We start from the raw sequence: 12,668 nt of genomic DNA, 5'->3' as shown, positions 1-12,668 counted from the left end.
TATATTTACTTACCAATTCTATATCTATGTCATTCAATGAAACAGTATCCATGTATGCCCAGCAAATATTAGGGTCGCTTTTTGGTACAATTGAATACAAATTAGCCCTGGCAGCCTCTATAATGGTATTATCTGTGATACTTGCTTATCTGGTAGATCTCGTTTTCAAGAAAGTTCTTCTGCATTTTACCTCTAAGACGAGATTTGAGATCGATGACCTTGTAATACACGCTGTAAAGAGGCCTATATACTACACGGTTATACTCATGGGCGCATTCCTTGCACTTTCCATAGTTGGTGGTGCAAAAAGTTATCTGTGGATCTTCAATGACATATTGCTGACCATTCTGGCACTGGTCTGGATATTTACCTTGATCAGCCTTAACAAGATACTGTTTGACAATGTCCTTCCATCGTTAGTAAAGAAGACAGAGACAAAGATCGATGACGAAATGCTCCCACTCATGAAAGGTCTCTCCGATATTGTGATCGGTCTGGTCGGTATCGGTCTGATACTCGAAGGTGTCTGGGGAGTGAACGTTGTTCCTTTGTTCGCATCTGCAGGTATCGTGGGTATTGCAATAGCATTTGCTGCCAAGGATGCTATCTCACAGTTCTTCGGTGGTCTTTCTATCTATTATGACAAGCCTTTCAAGAACGGTGACCGCATCGAGATCGCCGATGGCCAGATCGGGATTGTGGAAGAAGTTGGTATAAGAAGCACCCGGATCCTTGATTTCTACAACAATATGATCATTATCCCGAACAGCATAATAGCAAACAACAAGGTCATAAATTATACATCACCCCAGCCTAAAATGATGGTGAAAATAACCATCGGTGTTGCGTATGGTTCCGATGTTGCAAAGGTAAAAAGGGTCCTTCTGAACATCGCAAAGAGCATTGATCTTGTTCTGGATTACCCTGAGCCTTCAGTAAGATTTGACAACCATGGGGATTTCAGCCTTGATTTTGCATTGATCCTGTGGGTAAGGTATCCTTCAGAAAAGTTCAGTGTCATAAATGAAGTTAACACGCTGATAGATTCCGAGTTCAGGAAGGAGGGAATTGACATACCCTTCCCTACGTATACAATACTTAACCAACAATGAATGTGGAAGCGCAAGCTTGAATTATCCGCAAGCCTTTCCATATATAGTCCGGTACAAAAGTATTTATGCCTATAAATCTATTTTATTTTAGAGGTGATCTTATGGATTATGAAGAAATATTTAGGCGAGCATGGGATGTTTTCAAAGAGAACATTGCAGCTTATGTAGTAGCTACATTGATAGCATTTATAGGTTCCATATTCATTGTAACCATTGCACCGCTCTTCTATGGTCTTGCTTACATGGCCGTAAAAGGAATGGGTGGTGAAAAGGTTGAGATCAATGACCTTTTCGAAGGTTTCAACAATTTCATAAAGAGCTGGGTGTTCTTTATCATATTCGCCATTATAGTGGGAATAGGATTTATGTTCCTGGTACTTCCGGGAATCGTGCTTTCAATCCTTATGATCTATGCACTTCCTCTCCTTATTATAAGGGGATACGGCGTAATGGATTCCATAAAAGAAAGTATCGAGATATCAAAGAACAACTTTGTCGACACTCTTGTTCTGGCTATCATCCTGTGGGTGATCAGCGCAATAGGCGGCATGGTCTATGTTGGTTCTTTACTGACAACACCATTCTACTTCCTTGCATTGGTGGCAGCCCTCGAAGCACAGATCGGTGCAGGAGAGAGCTATACTGCTGAGTATACGGAAGTCTCGGACGTTGAGTGAAGGATTTTAAAAATAGTAATTTTGGGTCATAGGTTATGTGCTATATGACCCGAGTTGATTTTTTATTTGGTTATTCTACGGTTACATCCAGTTCATTTTGAGTGATGTGTAGGTAGGTAATAAAGTTACCTAGTCCCTTATAATTGATAGTAACTGTAGAAGCGTCATAGTCTATATTGTCTTGGTTTCCATTATCTAAATAGAAGAAAACTGGACCTTCTTCTGTTATTAATTTCATGTAATGTTGTGTAATATCATTAATCGAATAGTTTTCATCGTTATTATATATTTCAACATCAGGTAGTTCTTTGATGGGTCCGGATGGTCCCCAAGAAAAGTCTTGATAATCACTAATATATCTCATCATGAATGATTCATTTAGCAAATCCACAGTTGCATTCTCACCATCATTTTTCCCATTTATGGTGTATTCACCTATCCCTTCCCATTCTTCCATATAATCAATCCCTGAGTTGGTATCTTCATAGGTCACAGAAGTGATTTTTATTGGATAATGTCCATTCTTCTTTTGGAAATTATATGTGAGTGTTCTTGTTCCAGATGTTGCAATCAAGTTCGATTTCATTGACTGTAATCCTTGACTGCCATCACCATCCAAGTAATAATAGAAATCATACACTGGTTCTGCTGGTTCTGGATCAATTCGACCAACTTTCAACTTCCTTTTGAGGGGATATGTTCCCATTGGTGGTTCTGTAGTGAATTGAGTTATCACTGTTTTATTTTCGTCATCAAGTACTGTGACTGTGTTAGGCATTGAATTAATGTAGCTTGCCCAGCCTTTGTAGTAGTCACTTTTTATATAGATCAGAATCTCATCATAGTCTGTAACAGGATTTGATCGGTTGGTAGATTCATTAGGGAACAGTACGTATGGTTTGTTATCGGAAGTAACAGCAATATCGATATTACCATTGCCAGCGACCGTTGAATTTCCATTGATGGTTGTTAATGGCAAAGTTAATGTTACAGTATTATAATGAAATTCTGGTGGTGATACCATAACAATTCCACCGTTTGATCCATAATCAGACCATACTCCTCCACCTTCATAGGCTACTGTTCGATCATCTTTTATATATTCTATAGTACCCAATGAGCAGTTAAATTCTTCTGAATTATTGGTAGTATAATTTATGATTTGTATTGTCATGAGTCCCTTTTCATTTTCACCAGGACTATTTACACTTACACTTCCACCCATAAGGGATATAGCCGTTGTTTGGTATGGTGATTCTCCCAGTGCTGCTTTACTTATTCGAGAGTCAAGAACCGTAAAAGCCTGTTCAACTTTTTGTGCTTTTGCATTTTCCTGCATATCATTAAGCACAGGGACATTATAAACCAATATAATTCCAATAGCAATTATTGCAAGTGAGTACATCAGCAACAATCCAACAACTGATGAAACCGCTTTACATGAGTCTAATGTTTTATTTCGAGTCCCCATATCCACCAAATCCGAATTATATATTCATTATGATAAAACGTTTTATGATATTATTTATTGAGTTTAGCATACTTATCTTTTTGTGCATGTCAATTGGATTTTTAATATTATAAGACCGCGTATTGGTATTATAGATCTCAATTTACAATTTGTACATCCAGCTCGTTTTGAGTTACATGTAGATAAGTAATAAGATTTCCAATTGAATCATAATTTAGAGTTATCTTTGAGCTTCCATAATCCATTGGATCCTGCGAACCGCCATCCAGATTGAATTCGATTTGTTCTTCATTTGTCATTAGTTTAATGTAATGTTGAGTTACATTTTCCAGTGAATATTGATCATATCCTGATGTTGTATTGATTTCAACGTTCGGTAATTCACTTGTAGTATTGGATGGTCCCCATGAGAAATCGGTGTCTGCACCATCCAGATTGGGTGGACTATATTTCATCATGAAAGATTCATTAAGCAGATCCACATTCGAGATCTCATCTGCTTGTGCTCCTTCTACTGAAAATGTTTCAATTCCCTCCCAATGTTCGATATAGTCTGGACCTACAGATGTATCCATATAGGTTACATAAAGTTCAAGCTGATCAGCACCGCTCTTTTTTTGTAAACTATAAATTAATGTCTTTGTATCGAAAATAGCTTTAATTTCATACTTTTTTGGATTCAATCCCTGGGACTTCGCGGCTTCAAAATGGAACTTAAAGTCGTGGATCGGTTGTGAGTTTGATTTATTGACCTGACCAAATTTTATATTATTAGTAAGGCTAAATGTTCCCATTGGCGGGGTAGTATAGAATTCAATGATGGCTGTTTCGTTCGTATCATCAACTGTTGCAGTCGTGTAGATTAATGTGTTTGCATAATCGGCCCAGGCATCGTAGTATTCACTTTCAATGTATACAATGACCTTGTCATGTATAACTGGATTCTTTCTCTGGACAGATGCTGATACATTTGGATATAATATTTGTGGCTTGTTGTCGGAAGTAACTGCAATATCGAAGTCACCATCTCCGCTGGATGAAGATTTTCCATTAATGGTCATTATTGGCAAAGTTAGAGTTACTCCGTTGTAATGGAACTCCGGTGGTGATATCATAACCGTTCCTCCTCTTGAACCATAGTTGGACCACACGCCGCCACCTTCGTATGCTATTTTTCGATCATCTGTGACATATTCTATGGTTCCGAGTGAACAATTGAAGTCTTCCTTTGTATTATCCGTTTGGTTGATGATCTGAATAGTCATTCTTCCTTTTTCAGATTCCGCCGGGGCGTTTACGTTTAAAGTACCTCCTTCCATTGTGATAGATGTTGTTTGTAGGGGAGATTCTCCAAGTGCTACTTTACTTATACGTGAATCCAGTATTGTGAATGCCTGTTCTACTTTCTGCGCTTCGGCTTCATCTTGCATTTCAGCAATCATAGGGACACTGTAGAGAAACATTGCAGTGATGCAAATGATTGTCATTGAAAAAATTAATAATGATCCAACAACAGATGAAACGGCATTACATTCATTGAGTATGTTTTTTCCACGTTCCATCTGCTATATCCACCTTATTCAATTGTCATTTCGATTGATGATTGAAGTATGTATACGTCGGTATTCTTTGCATAACTTCTGGATGCATTAACTGTTGAATTCATATGATCCATGTCCACGATTTGCATTCCCAGAGTTTCGTTCAGATAGTCTTCCCAAGCGGTATAATATGGACTTTGTATTGTTATATTAACTGCTGATACATTTTGGTATTTATAGACCTGAGGGACTGAATCCTTTTCTGCAATTACTCTTACTAGGCCTTCTCCTGCAATACCATCAACACCTGTAACAAGAGTAAAAGGAATTACGAGGAGTTCATCTGAATTGATAAACTGAGGTTCCCGAACAATCACAGCTTCACCAGTCCCATACTTTGCCCAAACTCCTGTGTTCTCATAAGAGATTGTTGTATCTTCATATTGATTCTGCAATTCTCTAAGTTGCGTATATCTTGTTTGAATTTCAGGTGTGGAGTTCGTAGCATTCCATGTTTCCAATTCAACATTAATTGAAGAATTTCCAGTGACCCATATTCCTCCTCCGTACATTTTCAATTCTATGGACTGGGATGGAGCATTGTCAAAGACGACCTTATTTACATTCTCTCCAAGAACTATGAAACTTTGTCTGATATTCTCTTTATGTCCACTTTCCTGCATGTTTTGAAGAGCAGGAAATCCTGCAACTGTTATCACAGTTATTGCAATAAGCATTATACCAAGTATGAGCACTACATCAACTACTTCTGATACTGCATTTTCCGAGTTGATTATATTTTTTCTTCTCATATATATCAGAACCTTTGAGTTGATCAGTATATCTCTATCATTTTCGAACTGCTATTATAGGTCATAAAATGCTTCTCACTTGCACTGCTTATGGTAGTGGGCATTACATGAACATTTCTCGCTTCATAAGGTATTTTAACCCTTGTTTCGTCACGACCATGGGACTCAAATGTCATTTCGCCAGTTGAAAAATTAACAGAATAATAGTCATTTGCTACTTTCAAAGGTAACAACATTTCATATTTGATTTCTCCAACTTCTCCACCTGCATTGTTGCTAATGTTTACGATGGTTTCCATCTCTGTAAGTTGGAGTGCAATGTTACTTCCATGGATCTCGAATTCTTCCCTCATAACTGTATGCTCTGCCTGGTTCATCATACCATAGGATGCATTCATAACAAGCAAAAAAGTGATAACTGTTATTGAAAATGTAAGTATGAATCCAACAGAGGTAGCTACGGCTTCGTTTTCATGGAATATTTGTTTCATGTTCGATCCTCATGGTATTGTAAAAGGTATTGATACGTTGATCTTGTTATTGCTGGATGCAACACTGATTGTTGTATTTGTGACTTTGTATCTCTCTTCAACAAAAGAACTTCCATCGGCAAGTCCGCCAGAGATTGAGTAATATCCCATGGCATTGCTTGAGTTTACAAATTTTATCATATAGGGGTCTTTTGTTGTAGATTTATTAAAATTAAAAGATGATACGCCTGTGATATTAAGCATCATGTATGTAGTTGGTGTTTTTGAATCAACAATCTGATTATTAACACTTATGTTTATATGCGTACTATCGTTGTAGACTTTCATGGACCATACTGTTCCGTTGGATTGGTTTATGAGGTATACTTCATATGCATTTGACTCATCCACAAGTTTTGATGTATTTGTTAACTCGATCGTGAATATATCTGTACGATTTACATTTTTAACGACGTCCCAATCTGAGTTCCCTGAATAAAGTCCATTTTCTGTAAAGTATGCTTCAGTAAGGTTACTGTCATCGAAGGATAGGGAAAGACCACGGAATGCATATATGGTTGATATTTCATTTGCATAGCTGTCTATATATGCTGTAATATTGGCATCTCTGGCAGTTTCATCACTATAACTTTTACTGTCGTTGTAAGCAGCCCTTGTAGCTTCATCTGTCATCTGAGCAATGTTAGAGATCTCATAATTGCTGATGTCGCTGGTAGATTCCGATGCCATATTGCTTGCATAGATGACATTGTTCAACATTATGGTCGTTATGACTAAAGTGAATCCTATGGCGAATGCAGCAAGTAACAGTAATTGAGCGGAATCGTCAAACTTTCTCATAATAACATCTCTCATCTATTTTACATACGCCATAATGTGAGTTTCACATCTATAATATTGTATAATGCAGTTGTACTACCATCAACATCTGGTATGCCGGTAGCGGTTTTGTACGAGCTTCCAACATCTGATTCAGAAAGCAATACTTTTCTTGAAACAATTACTGCATTGTCAGATGGATCTCCATTATATATGTAGTAATTTTCAAGTTTTTCGTTGTATTTGGTATAGTTTCCTGATTCTGAAATACTGCTATATGTGAACTCGATGTTGTGGGCGATTCCATAGTCGACTAAAATAAGTTTCAGCAAATCGACTACAGGTCCATCAAGTGAATTATTTTTATTATCATCGGATTGATAATTTGTACCGTTCCAGACATACATTTCCCCATTCCAGTTAATAATCTCATCTTTCAGGTCAGAGTTTTGTCCATTCGATGAATGGTCAAGTGAAGTCAGCATATCCTGGCCTATGATGTACATCTGGGATTCAATGTGGGCATTTGCCGTTGATGAGGTAAGCGGAGTAAGGGAAGTTGCCTGGACTGCGAATAGAATTATGACTACCATTATGGTTGCAGCCATTATGGCTTCAAGAGTGTGCATCTGTGCACCCTCTTCGTCTGTAATTGTAACTATGTTTAGACTTCTCATCTTACCACACCCTTACTGATAGTATTGCTGTTTCAGTTTTGCCGGTGATAGTATCTTCAATGAGTACAACACGCTTTGTTTGTCCAATATTGTTGGATAGTGGAAGTGGTTCACCTGCCATCTTGAGCATCTGTGTGCTGTTCTCGAGTGTTACATTTAGATCATATCGATGGTATTCTCCCCTCAACCCCAGTTTATCAATTTCAGTATAATAGCCACTAGTTGATAGCTTAGTATCAAAATAATCATCTGTCTTGTCACTATCAATAAGATTCGGTGTCCTTATATCTCCTGCACTCATTTCCATCTCAGTAATCGACGTAGCAACACGGTCAGCAACAAGTGTTACCTCGTCAGAATTGGACTGGAATGGTGTGAAAAGTCCTGCTGAATACTGGAATATGAAAAATAATGCAACAATGAATATGGTAATTCCTATAAGGTAATCGATTGTTACCTGGCCTTCGTCATTTCCTCGAAGTTTTCTTTTGAACAAATTAGGTCTTGTCATATTCTTCATCGTTCCTTTGTGGGATGTCTTTGGATAAATGGATCTTATATACCATATATCTCTGTACCATTCTTAACTTTTTTGATATTTTTCTCGACGATTGACAATCGATTCTTATCGACTTTGAGTCCTGCAAGCTGTTCGATGAACCAGATGGATTTAACATGGTCGTCGGGTGCGAGCTTCCAGTCGGATTTCTCGATGTAATAGTCGATACCTTCTGCGTATCGCATAAGTTCAAGGCGAACATCTTCGCTGATCCAGCCAAGTTCCTCATAGTAGGAAAGGATGTCTGCGAGGTGATTTTGTCCGACAAGTTCCATAAGGAATTCAAGCCATTCCATACAGAGCTTCATATTAGTAGAATTTTTGATTATATTGTTCAGCTGGACATTTTCACCATTTGCACGATAGCTTCTTGCCCCAAGGTTCTTAAACTCCTTCTCAACAAAATCGGTTAGTGACAAAATTTCATCCTTAATCAATTGAGTTTGTTCCTCGCTGTCAGACCTGAGTTCCTTATTTGCGTCATGTGTGTTTTCCACACTCTTTATCAGGTCAGAAGTGACCGAATGGATTTCAAGCATGCTTCTTTGGGATTCGACCTGTACGTTGTTCATTGAAACAAGTGTCTGATCCAGTTCATCGATGCGCTTATTTGTTTCAAATATCTCTGCAGATCTTGAATTGCCGAACTCTGTTAATTTCTGCATCTGATTTAGCATAATGCTGTAAGAACCTGTTAGTTCCATAATGTTCTGCTCAATGGTGTTAAGTCCGGTCTTAAGCTCAACATTATCGGTTTGAATGCTTTCCAGTGTAATTTCAAATCCATTGAGACGTTTTTCCAGGAACTCTATCTTTTCTGCGGATTCCTCGACTCTCATATTGATAATGGAATTGAACTTATCTTCATCCTTTTTCAAGGAATTGATAGATCCTTCCAGTGCATTTATCGTGCCAGAGATGTTCTTTATATCCTTGGTAAGGTCTTCATTACTCTGCTTTGAAAGGATAAGTTCATCTTTTATTTTTTGGATCTCTTTGGAAGAGTTTCCAATATTTAGATCATTATCCGGGCCAACTGGAGTGGTTGTATGTTCTGTTTGTCCCATTTCAGCTGTCACTTCTAATGGGAAGTTTTCAAATTGAGTGGAAGGAACTTCCCATTCAGGGGAATTCTGAATATTTTTCGGATCAATGGGAATTACCTTTCTGATCTCCTCTAATGTTGGAGAATCTATATTTTCATGAGGTATTGTTTCCTTTTTGCCAGAATTGATTTCCACATCTCTTTTTACCGGTTCAGGAATATCTTCCTGGGTCTGAACTTCTGCCATTGGAGGTTGCCATTCTTCCATCCTGTCAAGAAGTTTTTTCTTGTGAGTAAATCGTTTGAATGTTTTTGTGATCAATCTCATGATCCCATTCCCATTTTTGCTAACTTTATTGTTTGCCTCTGGCATTTCATTTTCCAGATCGGGTACAATGTTAGGTGTCGCTGGCGGGAATTTTGGTGTTTCTGATCCCTGGTCTCTTTCTTTATTTAGGTGAGGCCTTTTTGTGGTTTCAGACTGCTCGAAGGGATTGGATATTGTATTTTCCGGTATGTTTTCGAAGGTTTTTCCTTCAAGGTCATGACGCTGGTTATTTGAATCTTTATTAAGAGATGCTTGATTCTCATAAGGTAAAAATGAGCTGTTGATGGTATCTTCTGTTGGAAGGTCTGGTTCAAACAATGGTAAAGATCTTTTCTTTGAGCTGGTGATCTTCTCAGGAACAATTTCTTCATTGGCTGTAGCAATGATTCCATTAAGAAGACCTTCATTGATATTCTTTTGAGCACTGTTCATTTTTTCCAGATCAGCTGGGTCCTTTTCAAATTTTAAAAGAAAAGATGTGTCAGTATCAACAGATTCCAGGTTTCGATTCTCTATTCCATCGATGGTTAATATTTCTGGTCTGGAACCTTGGAGGTCTACTGGATTGATATGGATATTACTATCCGTAATAGTAGCATGATCATTACTTTTAGGATCGGCTATCGGGATAACGGCTTTATTTAACAGAAAACCAGTGTCTTCGGTATCAAAGGGAGATGTATCTTCCTTTTCCTTTTTATTTCCCCACGCTAGTTCACTCATTACAGACCAACTTTTGAGTTTAATGTAGTTGCTCTCCGGATTCTTTGAGCTTGTAAATAAGCTCTTTATGGTCCTTAGAAGATACAACGATTTTGTTACATTTGCATAGCTCTGGTTATTATATGTTTGATTTTTATTTAAGGCTTACTGATTATAATGATAGTGATGTGTCTATGTTATTTGCATTAACTTAAACTTCACTACTCACAGGTTTATGTAAGACTTAAGGTTAAAATATATCAAAATATATCCAAGAACAAGCATCCCAAGTGAAACTATCCATGCCCATCTCAATATGCGAGCCAGATTCTCGGGCTGTGTTAAAATAAAAAAAAGTCTGTCGGCCAGGTTTGGCCGATCAGAGGCTTTGTTCTGCATGAGAAAGCCTTATGCTTTGATCCTCTTCAAGCGGAACGTGTTTTCTCTTTCCATCTCTTCAAGACGGAGTCTTATGAAACTCATTGATTCCTGCAGGTCAGGTATGACCTTGAACTCAAGTGCATTGACACGCCTCTTTGTCTTCTCGATATCATCAAGTAGTTTCTTCATGGTTGTTTCGATCTCTGCTGCCAGAATGATCTTTTCAACCAGGACTTCATATGAATCGACGGCTTCATCAATGTAAGAGCTTGTTCCGAGAATTCCGTATCCACGCTTGTTTATGGGTTTACGCACACTTGAGGATTCGATCTTTGGCACTACTACGCCCATGATGTTGTGGCTTTCGAGCTCGATCTGTGGTGCATCTTTCATTGCAAATGCTGTGGATTTGACAGTTATCCTGCCTTCCACAGATTCTGCGATACCGATCTTCTCATTGGCCTTTTCATAGGCAGCATCCAACTCTGAGCGTACATCCTTTGCCTTGCTTAAGATATCAAAGAACTCAAGGATAAGTCCATCTCTCTTCATTTTCAGCAGCTTGTGGCCACCTTCTGAGAGCTTGATCTTCTTCTTCAGCTCAATGAGTTCTGATCGAGTTGGTTTAACGTCTTTTGCGCCCATTATAGATCCCTCGCTACAGTATCACTCGCTGGTCTTCTGGTGAGCAGGGTGGTACTTTTCAATGTACTTGTTATCGATCCTGGAGAGTTGTGCTTCAGGCAGCTCAGAAAGGATCTCCCATGCGACTCTCAATGTGTCATCGATGGAACGGTCCTCATCCCTGCTCTGGCGAACAAATCTGTCTTCGAACAGATCTGCGAACTCAAGGATCTTCCTGTCTCTTTCGGACAATGCTTCTTTACCGACGATAGCAACCAATCCACGAAGGTCACGACCTTCTGCGTATGCTGCATACATCTGGTCAGATACTGCCTTGTGATCGTCTCTTGTCTTTCCCTCTCCGATACCGGAGTTCATAAGACGGGAGAGTGATGGCAATACATTGATCGGTGGGTAGATATTCTTCATGTGAAGTTCACGGGAAACCACGATCTGTCCTTCGGTAATGTAACCGGAAAGGTCAGGGATCGGGTGGGTGATATCGTCACCAGGCATTGTAAGGATGGAGAACTGGGTAACAGATCCCTTTAAGCCCTTGATAACACCTGCTCTTTCATACAGTGATGCAAGATCAGTGTACATGTAACCTGGGTAACCACGTCTTCCTGGAACTTCTTCTCTTGCTGCACCCATCTGACGCAGTGCTTCACAATAGTTTGTGATATCTGTCAGGATAACGAGTACGTGCATGTCATGCTCGTATGCAAGGTATTCTGCAGCTGTAAGTGCCATCCTTGGAGTGATGATACGCTCGACAGCAGGGTCATCTGCAAGGTTAAGGAAAACAACAGCTCTTTCAAGAGCACCTGTGTTCTCGAAGTCCTTCATGAAGTACTGTGCTTCTTCACTGGTGATACCCATTGCACCGAAAACTACTGCGAAACTTTCATCGCTTCCTGGAACTTTTGCCTGCCTTGCGATCTGAAGTGCGATCTCGTTGTGTGGAAGACCTGATCCGGAGAAGATCGGAAGTTTCTGTCCTCTCACAAGTGTGTTAGTACCATCGATTGTGGAGATACCTGTCTGGATAAAGTCCTCTGGTGGCATCCTGGAAAACGGGTTCATTGATGCACCGTTGATGTCCACTTTCTCGTCAGGAACGATACGTGGTCCACCATCGAGTGGTTCTCCTGCTCCGGAAAGAATCCTTCCGAGCATGTCCTTTGATACTGGCAGCTTGATGGTCTCACCACTAAAGATTACACCGGATTCTTCGTTGAGTCCGCCTGTACCTTCGAAAACCTGGACGACTACCATATCTGCAGATGTATCAAGAACCTGCCCTCTCTTGGTGGTTCCATCCGGCAGGTTGATCTGAACAAGTTCACCATACCCTACAGGTTCTGTCTTCTCAAGGAAAATCAGAGGTCCGGAAACCTCTACGATCGTTTTGTATTCTTTGGTCATG

General features: G+C 39.3%; 12 protein-coding genes. 2 read left to right on the top strand and 10 right to left on the bottom strand.

Annotation, left to right across the window (positions count from 1 at the left end):
* The first annotated feature begins 26 nt into the window (after positions 1–26).
* Positions 27–1,112: a mechanosensitive ion channel family protein gene (locus tag J7W08_RS07495; protein ID WP_233083910.1), complete on the top strand. Its 1,086-nt coding sequence runs from the start codon at positions 27–29 to the stop codon at positions 1,110–1,112.
* Positions 1,113–1,213: 101 nt separating this feature from the next.
* Positions 1,214–1,789: a YciC family protein gene (locus J7W08_RS07490; protein WP_233083909.1), complete on the top strand. Its 576-nt coding sequence runs from the start codon at positions 1,214–1,216 to the stop codon at positions 1,787–1,789.
* A 70-nt stretch (positions 1,790–1,859) separates the two neighbouring features.
* On the opposite strand, the gene J7W08_RS07485 is transcribed toward J7W08_RS07490, so the two are convergent.
* The 10 genes from J7W08_RS07485 to J7W08_RS07440 all read right to left on the bottom strand — a co-directional run bounded on the left by J7W08_RS07485 (position 1,860) and on the right by J7W08_RS07440 (position 12,667).
* Positions 1,860–3,260, bottom strand: coding sequence for a DUF7289 family protein (locus J7W08_RS07485; RefSeq protein WP_233085741.1), 1,401 nt, complete (start codon positions 3,258–3,260; stop codon positions 1,860–1,862).
* Positions 3,261–3,397: 137 nt separating this feature from the next.
* The gene (locus tag J7W08_RS07480) at positions 3,398–4,822 is read right to left on the bottom strand and encodes a DUF7289 family protein (protein ID WP_233083908.1); all 1,425 of its coding nucleotides are present in this window, start codon (positions 4,820–4,822) and stop codon (positions 3,398–3,400) included.
* Positions 4,823–4,836: 14 nt separating this feature from the next.
* On the bottom strand, positions 4,837–5,613 hold the full coding sequence (locus J7W08_RS07475) for a DUF7289 family protein (protein ID WP_233083907.1): 777 nt from the start codon (positions 5,611–5,613) through the stop codon (positions 4,837–4,839).
* A 23-nt stretch (positions 5,614–5,636) separates the two neighbouring features.
* Positions 5,637–6,104 (bottom strand): DUF7266 family protein, encoded by a 468-nt coding sequence (locus J7W08_RS07470; RefSeq protein ID WP_233083906.1) that lies wholly within the window; start codon positions 6,102–6,104, stop codon positions 5,637–5,639.
* 9 nt (positions 6,105–6,113) lie between these two features.
* Positions 6,114–6,944 carry a DUF7261 family protein gene (locus J7W08_RS07465; RefSeq protein ID WP_233083905.1) on the bottom strand — a complete coding sequence of 277 codons (831 nt, stop codon included), beginning with the start codon at positions 6,942–6,944 and terminating at the stop codon, positions 6,114–6,116.
* Between the two features lie 20 nt (positions 6,945–6,964).
* Positions 6,965–7,600 (bottom strand): DUF7288 family protein, encoded by a 636-nt coding sequence (locus tag J7W08_RS07460; RefSeq protein WP_233083904.1) that lies wholly within the window; start codon positions 7,598–7,600, stop codon positions 6,965–6,967.
* Between the two features lies 1 nt (position 7,601).
* Positions 7,602–8,111, bottom strand: coding sequence for a DUF7287 family protein (locus tag J7W08_RS07455; RefSeq protein ID WP_233083903.1), 510 nt, complete (start codon positions 8,109–8,111; stop codon positions 7,602–7,604).
* Between the two features lie 44 nt (positions 8,112–8,155).
* Positions 8,156–10,255: a FlaD/FlaE family flagellar protein gene (locus J7W08_RS07450; RefSeq protein WP_233083902.1), complete on the bottom strand. Its 2,100-nt coding sequence runs from the start codon at positions 10,253–10,255 to the stop codon at positions 8,156–8,158.
* 387 nt (positions 10,256–10,642) lie between these two features.
* Positions 10,643–11,260, bottom strand: coding sequence for a V-type ATP synthase subunit D (locus tag J7W08_RS07445; protein WP_233083901.1), 618 nt, complete (start codon positions 11,258–11,260; stop codon positions 10,643–10,645).
* 21 nt (positions 11,261–11,281) lie between these two features.
* Positions 11,282–12,667 (bottom strand): ATP synthase subunit B, encoded by a 1,386-nt coding sequence (locus tag J7W08_RS07440; RefSeq protein WP_048195203.1) that lies wholly within the window; start codon positions 12,665–12,667, stop codon positions 11,282–11,284.
* Between the last annotated feature and the right edge of the window lies 1 nt (position 12,668).

Origin of the sequence: Methanococcoides orientis, assembly GCF_021184045.1 — an archaeon.
Classification (GTDB): domain Archaea; phylum Halobacteriota; class Methanosarcinia; order Methanosarcinales; family Methanosarcinaceae; genus Methanococcoides; species Methanococcoides orientis.
Note: the sequence above shows the minus strand (reverse complement) of the source record. Positions and strands in the feature narration are given on the sequence as shown.